Raw genomic sequence first — 15,701 nt, 5'->3', positions numbered from 1 at the left:
TGGGATCGTGATCAAAGTGGGTGCGGACGGACTCGCACCACATCACAGACATAGTTCGGAACCGCAAGTATTGTGCCGGGAACACCTGAGCTCGAGCACGGGAGACTTTGAGTTGTCTGGTCACCACACGATTGCCGAGACCGAGAAAGCCGTTCAGGCGAAGCTCGGCGCGGTGCCGCTGCACCGCGAGCAGATGGCGGCGGTGTCGAACATCCACCGCGCCGCGACCGCCATCCGCCAGCACCTCGAGAACTCCGTGCTGCGCACCAGCGATCTGACCTGGACCGGCTTCGTCGTGCTCTGGGTCGTGTGGATCTGGGGCGAGATGGAGACGCGCTACGTCGCCGAGGAGGCCGGCATCTCCAAGGGCACCCTGACCGGCGTCGCCAAGACGCTGCAGTCCAGGGGCCTGCTGGAGCGCATGGGCCACCCCACCGACGGGCGCCTCGCGGTCCTGCGCCTCACCCCCGAGGGTGAGGAGCTGATGGCCGACCTCTTCCCGAAGTTCAACGAGGAGGAGGTCTTCGTCTCCGACCCGCTGGAGTCGTCGGAGGCCCAGTCGCTGGCCGAGATGCTGCGCCGCATGGTCACGCACCTCGAGGCCAACGGCGAGCAGCGCCGGCTCGACCTGCGCGGGGACACGCCGCTGCCGCCGCGGCGCTCCGGCCGCCGGGCCAAGCACGGCTGATCACGCGCTGTCAGGGCGGCTCACCGGGAGTGAGCCGCCCACTTCGGCGTCGCCGGGGGTCTGACCGGCCAGAGCGCAGGGCTCAGACCAGCTCCGACACCCGCGCGTGCAGCGTGTCCAGGTATTCCTCGGACTCCGGCTTCATCAGCACGCTGCGCAGCACCCGTGCCCCGTCGGCGTCGGCCACCACCCGGGGGTGCCGCGCCGCGAACGCCGCCCTCGACGCCCGTGCCACGCTCAGGAACACCGGGTCGACGGCGGCGTTCATGCCGGTCTCCATCACCCGGTGCGACGCGGCGTCGACGGCCGACAGGCTCAACGGGCTGGTGCGGGGGAAGTAGGTCACGATGTCGAGCTCGGGCTCCTGGTAGAGCTCCAGGTGCTCCGACTCGCGGATCATCGACGCCCACCGCACGGCCGCCCGCCGTCCCGCCGCCAAGACCTCGCCCAGTCCGCCGCGGGTCAGCGGCAGCAGTCGCAGGGTCAGCCAGAGGCCGGCCGCGGCCGCCCCCGCCCGGGAGCACTCCAGGCTGATCTCACCCAGGTGCAGCTCGTCGGACGTGAAGTACGTGTAGGGCGATTCGTGCAGGTAGAAGCGGCCGACCGACGAGTCGCGGAACAGGACGGCGCCGCACCCGTAGGGCTGCAAACCGTGCTTGTGCGGGTCCACCACCACCGAGTCGCACGAGCCGATGGCCTCCCACGGTTCGGGGTCCAGGTCGGTGCCCGCGAGCAGGGTGAAGAAGCCGCCGTACGCACCGTCGACGTGCACCCTCACGTCGTAGCGGCGTGCGACGTCCAGCACGAGATGCACCGGTTCGACGGCACCCAAAGCGGTAGTTCCGGGCGTGACGACGACCGTTCCGACCTTTCCGGTCTTCAACAGCTCCTCGAGGGCGTCCAGATCCATGCGGCCACGGCCGTCCACGGCCACCGGGAACCCCTCGATCGCGAGCACGCCGCACATCCGTGAGTGCGTGTAGTGCGCCTCGGAGGAGTACGCGATGCCACGGCCCGGATGCAGCGAACGGGCGACGAAGAGCGCCTCCAGGTTCGCGATCGTGCCGCTGGAGGTCAGGTGGCCGAGGTGGCCCTCGCCGTAGCCGAACATCGCCGCGAGCTCCCCGACCACCTCGCGTTCCATGGCGGCGGTGGCGGGACCGCCGTCGAGCGCGTGGTTGTTCGGGTTGATCAGCATCGCCGACAGGTAGCCCACGACCGCGGCCGGGTGCGGCGGCTTGAGCATCTGGCCCGCGTAGCGCGGGTGGAAGAACGGGTAGTTGTCGCGCAGCCGGTCCTGCAGCTCCGCGAGCGCCGAGCCGAACACCGTCGGGTCGACCTGCGTCGACGAGTGGGGTGTGAAGGCTCCGTACTCGGCGGCCCACTTCTCGTGGTTGGCCAGCGCCTCGTTGAGCCAGTGCTGAAGGTCCACCGCACACCCCACTCGTCCAGAAATCCGGATGTTCGAATTTGGACGTTACGGCAGATGCCCGCACGGCGACGAGCCGCCGGGGGACGAACCGGGCGAACCGGTACAGGGTGCGCCGCGGTGTGACGACCGACGCCTTACTGCATCGGGATTGTTGTTGCACAGTCCTAGCCACAGCCGATGCCGGGCAATTAGCGTTCTGGCCCATGTCACCTGTTGCCATGCACATGAGCGACGGTCTGCTGAACGCGCCGGTGTCGGTCGTGTTCCTCGTCATCGCGGCCGTGGGGGTCGGGTACGCGCTGGTCAGGGCTCGCGCCGACCTCGACGACCGGACGGCGCCGATGGCGGGCCTGGTGGCCACGTTCATCTTCGCCGTCCAGATGATCAACTTCCCGATCCTGCCCGGCGCCTCCGGCCACCTGCTCGGCGGCGCGCTCGCGGCGATCCTCGTCGGCCCGTACGTCGGCGCGCTGTGCGTGACGATCGTGCTCGTCGTGCAGGCGCTGCTGTTCGCGGACGGCGGCTTGACCGCGCTCGGCGCCAACGTCACCAACATGGCGCTGATCGGCACCGTGACCGGGTTCCTCGTCGCCGTCGCGCTGCGCAAGCTCGCCGCGCGGGGCAAGGGCGGCCTGGCCGCCGTCGCGTTCATCTCGGCGTTCGTCAACACCGTGGTGGCGTCGACGGGCTTCGTCCTCGAGTACGCGATCGGCGGGGTCGGTGGCGTCGAGATCGGCAAGGTCGCGGTGCTGATGTGGGGCCTGCACGCGTTGATCGGCATCGGTGAGGGCCTGATCACGGCGGTGACGGTCACGTCGGTCGCGGCGATCCGGCCCGATCTCGTCTACCTGCTCAGGGGCAATCGGAAGCCGTTGGAGGTGCGGTCGTGAAGAAGTTCTTCCTCGGGTTCGCGGTGGTGTCGCTGCTGATCGCGGGCGTGCTGTCCTACTTCGCCTCCGGCGACCCGGACGGCCTCGACAAGACCGTCGAGGAGACGGGCATCGCGGAGCACGCGCAGGAGCACCCGTTCGCCGGCAGCGCGTTCGCCGACTACGCGCTCGGCGGTGACGACAAGTTCACCGGCCTGGCGGGCGTGCTCGGCGTCGTCGTGGTGCTCGCCGTGTCGTTCGGGCTGTTCTGGTTGCTGCGCAAGAAGCCTGCCGCGAAGTGAGCGGCAGCCACGACGTCCTGCACCACGCCGGCGACTCGCCGGTGCACCGCCTCGCGCCCCACGTGAAGATCCTCGTGGCGTTCGGGGCCGTGCTGGGCGTCGTGGCGACACCGCGCACGTGGTTCCCGCTGTTCGGGGTCTACCTGCTGGTGATCGTCGCCGTGTGGGCGGTGGCGCGGGTGCCCGTGCAGTGGTTCCTCAAGCGCTCGGTGATCGAGGCGCCGTTCGTCGTGCTCGCGTTCCTGCTGCCGATCTTCGGCACGGACCCGCGCGCCGACTTCCTGGGCTTCTCCGTCTCCGTCGAGGGCTCGCTCGCGGGCTGGAACATCCTCGTCAAGGGAACGCTCGGTGTGCTGGTCAGCCTGACGCTGGCCGCCACGACGGCTCCCGGTGAGCTGCTCGAGGGCCTGCAGGCGCTGCGCGTGCCCGCGCCGTTGATCATGATCGCCACGCTGATGCTCCGCTACGGCGAGGTGGTGGTGGGGGAGGCGAAGCGCATGCGCGTCGCCCGCATCTCCCGCGGCGACGACCCGCGGTTCCTGTGGCAGGCGGGCGCCACGGCGCGCTCGGTCGGCACGTTGTTCATCCGGTCCTACGAACGCGGAGAGAGGGTGCACCTCGCAATGGTGTCGCGCGGCTGGACCGGCAGTCCTGGAGGTTCGGTGACTTTCGTGCCGGAGACCCCGGAGGCACCCGCGCTGGAGGTCTCGAAGCTCGCCTTCGCCTACCCCGACGGGCACCAGGCGCTGTTCGGCGTCGACCTGCGGGTGGAGCGCGGCGAACGCGTCGCGGTGCTCGGCCCGAACGGCGCCGGCAAGACCACGTTCGCGTTGCACCTCAACGGAGTCCACTCCGGCGGCTCGGGCACGGTGTCGGTCGCCGGCCTCGAGGTGACCAGGAAGAACCTGCGCGAGATCCGCCGCCGCGTCGGCCTCGTCTTCCAGGACCCCGACGACCAGCTGTTCAGCCCGACGGTCGCCGAGGACGTGGCGTTCGGGCCGCGCAACTTCGGCATGTCCGACGTGGACGGCCGGGTGCTGCGGGCGTTGCGCGCCGTCGGCATGGAGTCCGTCGCCGGCCGCTCGCCGCTGCACCTCTCGGGCGGCCAGCGCCGCCGCGTCGCGCTGGCGTCCGTGCTCGCCTGCGACCCCGAGGTCCTGGTGCTCGACGAGCCGTCCGCGAACCTCGAACCGGTGGCGCGGCGCGAGCTCGCCGAACTGCTGCTGTCGTTGGACCGCACGATGCTGATGGTCACGCACGACCTGCCGTTCGCGTTGCAGATCTGCCCCCGCAGCGTGCTGATCGACGACGGCGTGGTCGTCGCGGACGGCCCCACCCGCGAGCTCCTCGCCGACGCCGACCTGCTCGCGCGGCACCGCCTGGAACTGCCCTACGGCTTCCGGCTCTGAAGACCGCCGAGCACGATCTCCAGCAGCACCGCGGGGTTCGCGCCCTCGTGCATGTTCTGCAGCAGCCCCTTCATCAGCACGACGAGGTCGGTCGCCGTGACGTCCGCGCGCACCTCTCCGGACTCCTGGGCCCGGGCGAGCAGGCCGCCCAGCGCGGCGTGCAGGCTCTCGCGCAGACCGGCTGAGAGCGTGAAGGCGTCCGTCATGTCCCGCTTCGCCGCCGCCTCGTCCGCCATCCGCCCGAGGAACGCGGACAACGCCTCCCCGGGGCTCTCCGCGGGCTCGTCGGCGGACGCGATCATGGCCGACACGCGCGTCTCGGTGACGGCCTGGAACAGCGCCTGCTTCGTCGGGAAGTGGCGGTAGACGGTGCCGGGCCCGACGCCCGCCCGCACGGCTATCTCGTCCAACGGCACCTCGTAGCCCTGTTCGGCGAACAGCTGCCGTGCCGCGTCCAGCACCTTCTCGCGGTTGCGCGCCGCATCGGCTCTCATCGTTGCCAACCGGGGCGTGCGTTCCGTATCGTCCTAAGCGGGGTCACCGTTCCGATTCTACGAGTCTTGGGGGCACGGCATGGCACGCACGCCAGAACAGATCGTCGAGCACGTCCGCCGCATGGTGGCGGGGGAGGAGACGCACGCCCGGTTCGCCGACCTCTTCGCCGAGGACGGCGTGATGGCCTACCGGTTCCCGACGTCCTTCCAGCCGGAGGAGGTCCGCGGCCGCGAGGAGCTCCGCGCGTACTTCTCCCGGGTCCGCGGCGCGTCCGTGCGGGAGCGGATCGAGATCCAGCACGTCGAGGCGCAGTGCTGGCTCACCCACGACCCCGCCGTGGTGGTCTCGGAGATCACCCACCGCGGCTGGTCGAAGGTGAAGCAGGACCACTACACCTTCACCGCCGTCGCGATCATCCGGTTGCGCGACGGCGAGATCGTCCGCTACGACGACTACATGAACCCGTTGCTGCTGCAGGAACTGCTCGGCGCATGACCTTCGACCTCGCGGCCTGGTGCGCTTCCGAGCTGGGGAGCGCACCGGCCGAGGTGTTCTGCTCGCGGGTGTCGACCTCGTCGGTGCACGGCGTGCGCCTGGCCGACGGCCGCCGGGTCTACGTGAAGGCCCGCGAGGACGACGGCCGCGCTGCCTCCTGCCTGGCCGTGCAGTCGGTGCTGGCCTCGCGCGGACTGCCGTGCCCGCGCCCGATCACGCCGGTCGTCGCGGTGGGCGGACTGGCCGTGCACGCGGAGGAGGCGTTGCCCGGAGGCACGATGCTGCCGGGCACTTCCGCCGCGGTGGCCAGGCGGTACGCGGCCGTCTACGCCCGGCTGATGGCCGCGTTGTCCGACGTGCCGGTCGCGCCGCCGCTGCCGAACCCGCGCTGGTCCCGGTGGGACCACACGGATCCGGGGCCGTGGCCGTCGATCGACTTCCTGGACGCGCGGGACCAGAGCGTGGTGCCGGTGTTCGTCGTGGACATGGCTCTGCGGTTGCGCACGCGGCTGCTGGCCACCCGGCTGCCGTGCGTGCTGGGGCACCTGGACTTCGAGGCGCAGAACCTGCGCTGGCAGGACGGCGAGGTGCTGGCCGTGCACGACTGGGACAGCCTGGGCGGGCAGCCGGAGGCGGCACTCGTGGGTGCGGCCTCGGGCGCCTTCGCGAACGCCTCACCGCCGGGGCTGGTGCCGATCGCGAGTTCGGCGGCGTTCCTGGAGACCTACCAGGAGCTTCGCGGGCGGCGGTTCAGCGCGCAGGAGTGGGAGGTCGCGTGGGCCGGGAGCCTGTGGACCGCGGTGCACAACGCGCGGTGGGAGGCGTTGCACGGGGACGCGCCGGTGTCGCTGGAGGCGGTCCGGGAGCAGGGGGCCGAACGCCTCCGGCTGGCAGGCGCCTAGGAAGCGCGCCGGCGTCGTTCCGCCAGCACCGCCGCGAGATAGGCCTGCGGATGCGTGTACTCGACTCGGGGCGACCGCACCGCCCTGCCCACGTCGTCCGCCAGCCGCACCCCGAGGTCCCAGCGGGCCTTCTCGCTCAGCTCCGGGTACCGCGTCAGGTACTGCCGCACCGCCAGCGCCAGCTCCTCCGGCAGCTGTGAGAGGTCGAGGCCGGCCGCCCAGTCCGCCATCTCCGGCGGCATCGCCACCGGGGAGACCTCGCGCTTCGGCACACGGGTGTGGATCACCACCGTGCCCGCCAGGTAGTCGCCGACCCGCTTGCCCTGCGCGGAGAACAGCGACACGAACAACGCGATCGCGCCGCCCAGGCCGAGCACCCAGAAGTCCACGACGAACCCGCCGAGAGCGCGCACCAGGGCCTGGCGGAAGCGGATCGCGCCGCCGTCGTCGCGCACCACGCGCAGGCCCATGACGAGCTTGCCCAGCGAACGGCCGCGGGTCAGCGTCTCGACCGCCGTGGGGTAGCCGATCATCACGGCCACCGTCAGCGCCAGTGCCAGCGCTGACTGCAGCGCGCCGTCGAAGTCGACGGGCGAGAGCAGGAACACGAGCAGCAGCAGGCCGAACTGCACGGCCACGTCGAACGCGAACGCCACCGCCCTGCTCGCGAGCTGTGCGACGCGCAGGTCCAGAACTACGGCTTCACCGGTTACCAGGTCCCCCACGCCGATAGTGTGACCCATCGTGGATCTGGACGTGTTCATCGAGCGCCACCGCGCGTCGTGGCAGCGGCTCGAGCAGCTCGTGAAGCGGTCCGGCAGGCTCAGCGGGCCGGAGGCCGACGAGCTCGTCGAGCTGTACCAGCGCGTCACGACACACTTGTCGACCGTGCGCAGCCGGATGCCCGACCCGGCCACCGTCGAACGCCTCTCGGCCCTGGTCGCGGGCGCGCGGTCGGCGCTGACCGGCGCGCACACCCCCGCGTGGCGCGTGGTCACCCGCTTCTTCACCCACCGCCTGCCCGCCGCGATCTACCTCGGCTGGCGCTGGTGGGTGCCGGCCGGGCTCGCGTTCTACCTGGTCACCGGACTCGTCGCGGCGTGGATCGCGACGAACCCGGACGTGCAGGCCACCATCGCCGCGCCGGAGGAGATCCGCGAGATGACCAGGGCGGGCGGTGGGTACGAGGCCTACTACTCCAGCGGGCCCGCCGGGTCGTTCGCGGCGAAGGTCTGGACGAACAACGCCTGGATCTCCGCCGCCTGCCTGCTGCTCGGCGTGCTGTTCGCGATCCCGCCGGTCTACCTGCTCCTCACCAACGCCCTCAACGTCGCCGTCGGCATCGGCCTCATGTTCGGCGCCGGGCGCGGCGGGCTGTTCCTCGGACTGCTGGCGCCGCACGGGTTGCTGGAGCTGACGGCGGTGTTCGTCGCGGCCGGCATCGGCATGCGGCTGGGCTGGCAGGTGATCGACCCCGGCCGCCGCACCCGTGCCGCGGCGCTGGCCGCCGAGGGGCGGTCGGTGGTCGCCGTCGCGCTCGGGCTGGTCGTGGTGCTGCTCGTCTCCGGTGTGCTGGAGGGGTTCGTGACGCCGTCCGGGCTGCCGACGTGGGCGCGCGTCGGCATCGGGGGCGTCGCCGAGGTGCTGTTCCTGCTCTACGTGTTCGTCATCGGCCGGAGGGCCGCGCTGGAGGGCGAGACGGGCGACGTGGACGCGCGCGAACGCGAGGACGTCGCACCGGTCTCCGTTTAGAGCTTTCCCGCTGCCTTCAACGACAGGTAGCGGTCCGCGAGTGCGCGCGGCAGGTCGTCGGGCAGTGCGTCCACGACGTCGACACCGTGCCGTGTCAGCAAAGCGGTGATGCGACGGCGTTCGGCCAACGTCCGTTCCGCTGCTGCGGCGGCGTACACGGACTCCAGGTCGCCACGGCCCGAGGCCATCGCGTGCACGGCCGGGTCTTGCACCGACGCGATCAGCAACCGGTGCCGTGCGGCCAATGCCGGCAACAATGGCAGCAAGCCGTGCTCGATCGACGGTTCCAGCGATGTCAGCAACACCACCAGCGACCGCCGCGAGGCTCGGCGCAGCACCTCGGCGACCGCGCCGCGGGCGTCGAACTCCACCAGTTCGGCCTCCAGCGGTGCCATCGCCTGCACCAGCACGGGGAGCGAAGCGCGCGGCACCGACGCGCGGACCTTCGTGCCGAACGCCAGGAGGTCGACCTGGTCTCGGGCGCGGGAAGCCAAGGCGGACAACAACAACGCGGCGTCCATCGACGTGTCGAGCCGCGGCAGCCCGCCCAGCACGCCGTCGACCCGTCCGGCCGACGTGCGCGAGGTGTCGAGCACGATCGTCACCTGGCGGTCGCGTTCCGGCCGCCATGTCCGCACGACCACGTCCGACGAACGAGCCGACGCACGCCAGTCGATCGACCGCACGTCGTCACCGATGACGTACGAGCGCAACGAGTCGAACTCCGTGCCGGCGCCACGAATCAGCGACGCGCGACGGCCGTCCAACTCGCGCAAGCGTTCCAGCAGGGGCGGAAGGTGCCGACGGCTGTGGAACGGCGGCAGCGCGCGCACGGTCCACGGCACCTGATGCGAACCCTGCCGTGCCGCAATGCCCAACGGACCGAGGGAACGCACCGTCACACGGTCTGCCGTGCGGTCGCCCCGGCGCACAGGTCGTAGCTCGAACGACAACACACGCGAACCGCCGGCAGGCACGTCCACCACAACCCGGTCTGCGACGACACCAGCCGAGGGCGCCCATCCGTCCCGAAGAACACCCCGCAACCGACGGCCGGGGTTGTGGACAGTCAGCTGCACCACACACAACTCGCCCGTACGCACCGAGGTCGCCCCAGCGCGCGTGAACGTCAGGCGCCGAACGCCTGCGGCCAGCACCAAGTCGACGGCCACGCACAGCACGAGAACGCCGAGCATGAGGAAGATGCCCTGCCACGACGGCAGGAGCAGACCCACCACGAGGACGCCGATGAGCGCGAGCAGCCCCGCGCGGCCCGTGAGCGCCACGTCAGCGCGGCACCTGGACCGCGCCGAGCACGCCGTCCAGCACGCCGTCCGCCGTGACGCCTTCCAGTTCGGCCTCCGGGCGCAGCTCCAGCCGGTGCCGCAACGCGGGCCGTGCGAGTGCCTTCACGTCATCGGGCGTCACGTAGTCACGGCCCGAGAGCCACGCCCACGCGCGCGCCACAGCGAGCAGAGCCGTTGCGCCACGCGGAGAAACGCCCAGGCGAACCGCCGGGGACTCTCGCGTCGCACGGCACACGTCGACGACGTACGCGATCACCTCGGGCGCCACGGTCAGCGAACGCACCGCCGCGGAACCGGCGTCCAGGTGCTCGGCACCGGCGACCGGCGACAGCGAGGAGAGGTCGCGCGGGTCGAAGCCGGCGGCGTGGCGCGTCAGCACGTCGATCTCGTGCTCCCGCGCCGGGATCGGCATGGTGACCTTGAGCAGGAACCGGTCCAGCTGGGCCTCGGGCAACGGGTAGGTGCCCTCGTACTCCACCGGGTTCTGGGTCGCCACGACGATGAACGGCGCCGGCAGCGGCCGCGTCTGCCCGTCGGCCGAGACCTGCCTCTCCTCCATCGCCTCCAGCAGCGCGGCCTGCGTCTTGGGCGGCGTGCGGTTGATCTCGTCGGCCAGCAGCAGGTTCGTGAACACGGGGCCCTGGCGGAAGGAGAACGCCGCGCTGTGCGAGTCGTAGACCAGCGACCCGGTCAGGTCTCCCGGCATCAGGTCGGGCGTGAACTGCACGCGCGTGGTCGACAGGTCCAGCGCCCGCGCGAGGGCCCGTACCAGCAGCGTCTTCGCGACGCCCGGCACGCCCTCCAGGAGCACGTGCCCCTTGCACAGCAACGCGAGGATCAACGACGTGACGGCGGCGTCGTTGCCCACCACGGCCTTGCCGATCTCCGTGCGCAACGCCACCAGCGCCGTGCGTGCTTCCTCTGTGGTGACAGTCATCCCTTGCGAACCTCGTTCTCCAGTGCGTCGAGCGCGGATGCCAGCGCGACCAGCCCCCGGTCGTCCACGGGCTCCTCGGAATACAGCAGAGTCCTGATCCCGGCGGCGGGACGGGAGGTCCTGCGCGCGATCTCGTCCGCCGGGTCGTCTCCCGCGGGCAGCCCCAGCAGCGAGGTCAGCCGGTCGCGTGCCGCCTGCCGCAGCACGGCGGCCGCGTGACCGGCGGCGTGCGAACGGCGGTAGAGCCGGGCGCGCCCCTCGACGGTCTCGGCGGCGCGCACCACGACCGGCAGCCGTTCCGGCACGACCCGGCCCAGCCGCCGCGCCCGCCACAGCGCGATCAGCACGACCGCGACGGCGAGCTGCAGCGCGCCGAACTTCCAGCCGTCCGGGACCAGGTCCCCCAGCGACTTCTGCTGCGAGCGGTCCGCCGCGGACGGCACGTACCAGACGAGCCGGTCGTGCTGCCCCAGCAACGACAGCGCGAGCGCCGCGTTGCCCTCGGAGTCGAGGTCGCGGTTGGTGAAGATCGCGCCGTTGCCGATCGTCGTCACGGTGCCCGTGCGGACCAACGTCGAGTCGTAGCAGCGTTGTTCGCCCTCGTAGACGAACCCGCCGCTGGTCGCCGCACCGGCCTTCGCCGCGAGCGGGCAGCCGGGCTGCCGGGTCGCGGTGTCCACGCGGCCGACCCCGCCCGCGGGGGCCAGCAGCACCGTGGCGGCCGCGCGGCGGCTCAGGCCGGCCAGCCGCTGCGGGTCGATCAGGTTCGGCTGCGTCACGAACAGCGTCGCGCCCTCCACGGCGGAGGCGTCGTCGGTGAGCTCGACGCGCACGCCGTTGCGCTCCAGCAGCCGCGCGACCGCGTGACTGCCCTCCGGGCGGAACGAGCGGGGGTCGAGCGAGCCGCCCTCGCCGCTGCCGCGCAGCAACGCGAGCACGACGGCCGCGAACAGGATGATCACGCCGATCAGCAGGGGACCGCGCGCCGCCGTCCAGATCCGCCGGGCGTCGGGGGAGACCGCCGTCATCCGCGCACCCTGTCGTCGACGGAGACGAGCCGCCGGTAGCCCTCACCGGTCGCGGGACGGCCGCCGTACCAGACGTCGTCGAACTGCACGGCAGCACTGCGCAGGTCGCCTGCCAGGTCCGGAAGTGCCCGTCCCGCCTCGGCGGCGACCTCGTCGACGGTGCGCCCGGCGCGGGCGTCGAGCACGCCGCGCTGCTCCAGCTCCCGCACGACGGCGCGGAACCGCTCGCGCACGGCCTCGGCGAGCTCGCCTTCGGCCGCGGCCCGCTCGGCGGCGGCGCGGTGCTCGGCGGCCGTCCTGACCGCGGACCCGAACACCTCTCCGCTCGCGCGGCGCGACCGGGTGGTGCGTCCCGTGCGCAGCCGGACGACGACGACGATGACCACCGCGACCACGACGAGCACGGTGACGGCGGTGATGCCGCTGACGCCGCCCGCCCCGGCGAAGAGCTCGCCGAGGCGGTCCAGCACCCAGTCGAGGGCGCGTTCCAGCGGGTTGGGGTCGTCCGAGACGTACGCGGGGTCGGCGAGCTCCCGTGCGGCCGCCTCGCGCGCCTCGTCCCGGCCGAGATCTACCGGTACGTCAGAGACCGCCATGTCCTGCGGCCCGCTGGAGTTCGATGTCCATGCCCTCGGCGCGCATCCGGCGGTCGACGTAGAGCAGCACGGTCACGGCCGAGCTGAACGGCAGCGTGATCGTCGAGGCGATGATCGCGCCGACCGTCGACAGGACCAGCGCACCGACGCTCAGCACGGCCGTCGGGTCGGCGCTGAAGCCGGTGCTCGCGGCACCCAGCAGGCCGAACGGCAGGCTGATGATCCAGCTGATCACCGAGCCGATCACGATGGTGAGCAGCAGGACGCCGAACGTGCGCCACCACGCGCCCTTGACGAGGGTGTTCGAGCGGCCGAACGCGGCGCCGACGCCGCAGCGCTCCAGCACCAGCGCGGGCGTGACCAGCGCGAAGATCACGTACAGGTAGATGCCGGGGATGACGCAGAAGACCAGGCCGACGGTGATCACCAGGCCGGACAGCAGCGTCGCGCCGAGCAGCGGCAGCAGGCGCGGCTTGAACTCCTCCCACGCCTGCGCGAACGTGACGGGCTCGCCCAGCACGGCGTGGCCCACGACGACGGTGATGAAGCCGGACAGGAACACCGTGCCGAGCAGCAGCGGCAGGACGCTCAGGAACGTGCCGCCGAAGAACCCGACCATCGAGTCGCGGAACTGGTCCAGGATCTGCTGGTCCGTCATCGCGTTCGGGTCGAGCGTGGCGAGCGCGGTGAGGTCGTCGAGGAAGGGCAGCTGCACCAGCAGGCCGATGATCTGCGTGATCGCGGCGACGACCGCGGCCGCGCCGATGATCAGCTTCGGGTAGCGGCGCATGGTGGTGATCGCGCCGTCCACGATCTCGCCGACCGCCAGCGGCCGCAGCGGGATCACGCCGGGCTTGATCGACGGCTGCGCTCCGGGCGGAGGCGGCGCGTTGTAGCCGTACGGCTGCTGCGGCTGGTTCGGCTGCTGGTCTGGTGAGGACCAGCCCGGCGTTTCGGACATAGCGGCTACCCCCGGTCGTGGTGTGTGCGGGATCCTGCCAGATCAGGGCACTGGGCACAGATCAACACGATCACGAAACGAGCTCGGTCCTGGCCCTCGCCGGCGTCGTGCGGCGCATGCCCGCCGCGACGCACCTCCTGACCACCTGCGGCTGCTCGCGCATCAGCCTCAGCCCGCGCCTGACCAGCGTCGGAACCGGTTTGCGGGCCTCGGCGACGTCGCGGGCGAACCGGCGCACGAACGTGACCGGCGGGCTCGGCGCGAGCACGATCGCGTCCCGCAGCACCCCGGCCTCGCGGGCACCCCGCACCAGCAGGTCCGCGAAGAGCCCCTCGGCGATGAACGCGGGCGCGTCGCCCAGTTCGATCGTCTGCGTGCCGACCGCGCGGTCCTCGCTGATGGAGTAGACGGGCGCCTCGACCGAACCGGTCTCCGACAGCTCGATGATCGCCGCGAGCGCCTTGTCCGCGTTCCACGACCCGACGTCGTCCCAGTCCGCGCGGCCGTGCTCGTCGCGGGGCAGCAGCGGGTCGTCGCCGTCGCGGTAGAAGTCGTCGAGGCGCAGGACGGGCCAGCCGAGGTGGGCGGCGAGGGTCGACTTGCCGGAGCCGGACGGTCCGGCGAGCAGCACGGCGCGGGGGATGGGCACGGGACGCGATCCTCGCACACGACCTGGCCCGCTCCGGTCCGGTGGCACGTCAACTAGGCTCGAACGCATGAGCGAGGGTCTGTTCGACGAGGGCCTCTTCGGCGCGACCGACGAGGAGAAGGCCGAGCGCATCGCGGCCAACGCCCCGCTGGCCGTGCGGATGCGTCCGGCCGTGCTGGACGAGGTCGTCGGCCAGGACCACCTGCTCGGGCCGGGCGCGCCGCTGCGCCGCCTGGTCGAGGGCGCCACCCCGGCGTCGGTGATGCTCTACGGCCCTCCCGGCACCGGCAAGACCACGCTCGCGACCCTGGTCTCGAAGGCGACCGGGCGCCGGTTCGTGGCGCTGTCGGCGTTGTCCGCGGGCGTCAAGGAGGTGCGCGCGGTCATCGACGAGGCCCGCCGGCGCCTGGTGCGCTCGGGCGAGGCGACCGTGCTGTTCATCGACGAGGTGCACCGGTTCTCCAAGACCCAGCAGGACGCGCTGCTCGGCGCGGTCGAGGACCGGATCGTGCTGCTGGTGGCGGCCACGACGGAGAACCCGTTCTTCTCGGTCGTCTCCCCGCTGCTGTCGCGCTCGCTCGTGCTGCAGCTCAGGTCGCTGACCGACGACGGCGTGCGGTCGGTGATCCGGCGCGCCGTGTCCGACGAGCGCGGCCTGGGCGGGAAGGTCACCGTCGAGCCCGACGCCGAGGACCACCTGATCCGGTTGGCGGGCGGCGACGCGCGCCGGTCGCTGACCGCGCTGGAGGCGGCGGCCGACTCGGCGCTCGCGTCCAACGACGGCGTGATCACGCTGGCGCTGCTGGAGTCCACCGTGGACAAGGCGGCGGTCCGCTACGACCGCGACGGCGACCAGCACTACGACGTGACGTCGGCGTTCATCAAGTCGATCCGCGGCTCGGACGTCGACGCGGCCCTGCACTACCTCGCGCGCATGATCGAGGCGGGCGAGGACCCGAGGTTCATCGCGCGGCGGCTCGTGATCCACGCCAGCGAGGACGTGGGCATGGCCGACCCGACGGCGTTGCAGACGTGCGTGGCGGCGGCGCAGGCCGTGCAGCTCATCGGGCTGCCGGAGTGCGCGCTGAACCTCGCGCAGGCCACGATCCACCTCGCCACCGCGCCGAAGTCGAACGCGGTCACCACGGCCATCTACGGCGCGATCGAGGACGTCCGCAAGGGCGCGATCGGCGCCGTGCCGGCACATCTGCGCGACGGGCACTACGCGGGCGCGGCGAAGCTGGGCAACGCGCAGGGGTACCGCTACCCGCACGACGTCCCGGAGGGCGTGCTGACGCAGCAGTACGCGCCGGACGACCTGGTGGGACGCGACTACTACGAGCCGACCGGCCGCGGTGCCGAACGCGCGGTGGCGGAGCGGTTGCCGAAGCTGCGCCGGGTGATCCGGGGCGAGTGAGCGCGCCCGCGGGCGCGATGGTCAGCCGAGCAGTTCCAGCAGGATCCGTTCCAGCTCGCCGCGGTCGCGCGCCGAGATCCGGGTGAGCCTGCGGTCGAACTCCGCCGCGAGCGCGGTCAACGCGGCCGTGCGCGCGGCCTCGCCCTGCTCGGTCAGCACGAGCCGGTGCCGGCGCAGGTCCGCGTCGTCGATCTCGCGGCGCATGAACCCCTTCGCGACGAGGTTGCGCACGTAGACCGTCATGGTCGCCTTCGGGATCACCAGCGTCGCCGCCAGCTCGGCCGGGTACGGCGACGCCGGCGCCTCGGCCAGGACGAAGAACTCCTTCGGGTCCAGGCCGAGCGCCGTCAGTTCGGTGGTGCAGGCGTCGAGGACGACGGTCAGCAGGCGGTGGTTCAGCGTCCACAGCCCGGCGGCGTCAACCGGCATGACTCTCCCGATGTGGTACCGTTCGGAACTAGT

18 protein-coding genes and 1 pseudogene are annotated in these 15,701 nt (G+C 71.9%); 9 read left to right on the top strand and 10 right to left on the bottom strand.

From position 1 onward, the window contains the following. The first annotated feature begins 112 nt into the window (after nucleotides 1-112). Nucleotides 113-688, top strand: coding sequence for a MarR family winged helix-turn-helix transcriptional regulator (locus tag ACFWGZ_RS09465; protein ID WP_065920564.1), 576 nt, complete (start codon nucleotides 113-115; stop codon nucleotides 686-688). 82 nt (nucleotides 689-770) lie between these two features. On the opposite strand, the gene ACFWGZ_RS09460 is transcribed toward ACFWGZ_RS09465, so the two are convergent. Further along, nucleotides 771-2,120 (bottom strand): pyridoxal phosphate-dependent decarboxylase family protein, encoded by a 1,350-nt coding sequence (locus ACFWGZ_RS09460; RefSeq protein WP_382451020.1) that lies wholly within the window; start codon nucleotides 2,118-2,120, stop codon nucleotides 771-773. 203 nt (nucleotides 2,121-2,323) lie between these two features. On the opposite strand from ACFWGZ_RS09460, the gene ACFWGZ_RS09455 reads away from it, so the two are divergent. The 4 genes and pseudogenes from ACFWGZ_RS09455 (at nucleotide 2,324) to ACFWGZ_RS09440 (ending at nucleotide 4,700) form a co-directional block, all read left to right on the top strand. Continuing rightward, nucleotides 2,324-3,010, top strand: a complete 687-nt coding sequence (locus ACFWGZ_RS09455) for an energy-coupling factor ABC transporter permease (protein WP_382451019.1) — start codon at nucleotides 2,324-2,326, stop codon at nucleotides 3,008-3,010. Continuing rightward, a complete protein-coding gene (locus tag ACFWGZ_RS09450; protein ID WP_382451018.1) occupies nucleotides 3,007-3,291 on the top strand; it encodes a PDGLE domain-containing protein in 285 nt (94 codons plus the stop codon). Before ACFWGZ_RS09455 ends, ACFWGZ_RS09450 begins: the two co-directional genes overlap by 4 nt. After that, nucleotides 3,288-3,926: pseudogene (cbiQ, locus tag ACFWGZ_RS09445) on the top strand (cobalt ECF transporter T component CbiQ); the annotation flags it as partial. The gene ACFWGZ_RS09450 and the pseudogene cbiQ, both read left to right, overlap by 4 nt. After that, nucleotides 3,915-4,700, top strand: coding sequence for an energy-coupling factor ABC transporter ATP-binding protein (locus tag ACFWGZ_RS09440; RefSeq protein WP_382451041.1), 786 nt, complete (start codon nucleotides 3,915-3,917; stop codon nucleotides 4,698-4,700). The pseudogene cbiQ and the gene ACFWGZ_RS09440, both read left to right, overlap by 12 nt. Here ACFWGZ_RS09440 and ACFWGZ_RS09435 read toward each other — a convergent pair. Then, the gene (locus ACFWGZ_RS09435) at nucleotides 4,682-5,194 is read right to left on the bottom strand and encodes a TetR/AcrR family transcriptional regulator (RefSeq protein WP_382451017.1); all 513 of its coding nucleotides are present in this window, start codon (nucleotides 5,192-5,194) and stop codon (nucleotides 4,682-4,684) included. The genes ACFWGZ_RS09440 and ACFWGZ_RS09435 overlap by 19 nt on opposite strands. Nucleotides 5,195-5,273: 79 nt before the next feature. Between ACFWGZ_RS09435 and ACFWGZ_RS09430 the strand changes: the two genes are divergently transcribed. Continuing rightward, nucleotides 5,274-5,690 (top strand): nuclear transport factor 2 family protein, encoded by a 417-nt coding sequence (locus ACFWGZ_RS09430; RefSeq protein ID WP_382451016.1) that lies wholly within the window; start codon nucleotides 5,274-5,276, stop codon nucleotides 5,688-5,690. Further along, nucleotides 5,687-6,592 (top strand): hypothetical protein, encoded by a 906-nt coding sequence (locus ACFWGZ_RS09425; RefSeq protein WP_382451015.1) that lies wholly within the window; start codon nucleotides 5,687-5,689, stop codon nucleotides 6,590-6,592. The genes ACFWGZ_RS09430 and ACFWGZ_RS09425 overlap by 4 nt, the downstream gene beginning before the upstream one ends. Here ACFWGZ_RS09425 and ACFWGZ_RS09420 read toward each other — a convergent pair. Next, nucleotides 6,589-7,317 (bottom strand): RDD family protein, encoded by a 729-nt coding sequence (locus ACFWGZ_RS09420; protein WP_382451014.1) that lies wholly within the window; start codon nucleotides 7,315-7,317, stop codon nucleotides 6,589-6,591. The two genes, ACFWGZ_RS09425 and ACFWGZ_RS09420, sit on opposite strands and share 4 nt — an antisense overlap. 19 nt (nucleotides 7,318-7,336) lie before the next feature. Between ACFWGZ_RS09420 and ACFWGZ_RS09415 the strand changes: the two genes are divergently transcribed. Next, nucleotides 7,337-8,344 carry a stage II sporulation protein M gene (locus ACFWGZ_RS09415; RefSeq protein ID WP_382451013.1) on the top strand — a complete coding sequence of 336 codons (1,008 nt, stop codon included), beginning with the start codon at nucleotides 7,337-7,339 and terminating at the stop codon, nucleotides 8,342-8,344. Here the strand turns inward: ACFWGZ_RS09415 and ACFWGZ_RS09410 are convergent. The 6 genes from ACFWGZ_RS09410 to ACFWGZ_RS09385 all read right to left on the bottom strand — a co-directional run bounded on the left by ACFWGZ_RS09410 (nucleotide 8,341) and on the right by ACFWGZ_RS09385 (nucleotide 13,822). Further along, nucleotides 8,341-9,630, bottom strand: a complete 1,290-nt coding sequence (locus tag ACFWGZ_RS09410) for a DUF58 domain-containing protein (protein WP_382451012.1) — start codon at nucleotides 9,628-9,630, stop codon at nucleotides 8,341-8,343. The genes ACFWGZ_RS09415 and ACFWGZ_RS09410 overlap by 4 nt on opposite strands. 1 nt (nucleotide 9,631) lies before the next feature. Further along, on the bottom strand, nucleotides 9,632-10,588 hold the full coding sequence (locus ACFWGZ_RS09405) for an AAA family ATPase (protein WP_382451011.1): 957 nt from the start codon (nucleotides 10,586-10,588) through the stop codon (nucleotides 9,632-9,634). Beyond that, nucleotides 10,585-11,616, bottom strand: coding sequence for a DUF4350 domain-containing protein (locus ACFWGZ_RS09400; RefSeq protein ID WP_382451010.1), 1,032 nt, complete (start codon nucleotides 11,614-11,616; stop codon nucleotides 10,585-10,587). Before ACFWGZ_RS09400 ends, ACFWGZ_RS09405 begins: the two co-directional genes overlap by 4 nt. Continuing rightward, nucleotides 11,613-12,212, bottom strand: coding sequence for a DUF4129 domain-containing protein (locus ACFWGZ_RS09395; protein WP_382451009.1), 600 nt, complete (start codon nucleotides 12,210-12,212; stop codon nucleotides 11,613-11,615). The genes ACFWGZ_RS09400 and ACFWGZ_RS09395 overlap by 4 nt, the downstream gene beginning before the upstream one ends. Continuing rightward, complete coding sequence (locus ACFWGZ_RS09390) at nucleotides 12,199-13,173, bottom strand: hypothetical protein (RefSeq protein ID WP_382451008.1); 975 nt, start codon at nucleotides 13,171-13,173, stop codon at nucleotides 12,199-12,201. The genes ACFWGZ_RS09395 and ACFWGZ_RS09390 overlap by 14 nt, the downstream gene beginning before the upstream one ends. 70 nt (nucleotides 13,174-13,243) lie before the next feature. Further along, complete coding sequence (locus ACFWGZ_RS09385) at nucleotides 13,244-13,822, bottom strand: uridine kinase (protein ID WP_382451007.1); 579 nt, start codon at nucleotides 13,820-13,822, stop codon at nucleotides 13,244-13,246. Nucleotides 13,823-13,889: 67 nt separating this feature from the next. Between ACFWGZ_RS09385 and ACFWGZ_RS09380 the strand changes: the two genes are divergently transcribed. Next, complete coding sequence (locus tag ACFWGZ_RS09380; RefSeq protein ID WP_382451006.1) at nucleotides 13,890-15,239, top strand: replication-associated recombination protein A; 1,350 nt, start codon at nucleotides 13,890-13,892, stop codon at nucleotides 15,237-15,239. Between the two features lie 21 nt (nucleotides 15,240-15,260). Here ACFWGZ_RS09380 and ACFWGZ_RS09375 read toward each other — a convergent pair whose 3' ends face one another. Further along, complete coding sequence (locus ACFWGZ_RS09375) at nucleotides 15,261-15,668, bottom strand: MarR family winged helix-turn-helix transcriptional regulator (protein WP_382451005.1); 408 nt, start codon at nucleotides 15,666-15,668, stop codon at nucleotides 15,261-15,263. Nucleotides 15,669-15,701: the final 33 nt, after the last annotated feature.

This window comes from Lentzea sp. NPDC060358, from assembly GCF_042725365.1.
Taxonomy (GTDB): Bacteria; Actinomycetota; Actinomycetes; order Mycobacteriales; family Pseudonocardiaceae; genus Lentzea.
Note: the sequence above shows the minus strand (reverse complement) of the source record. Positions and strands in the feature narration are given on the sequence as shown.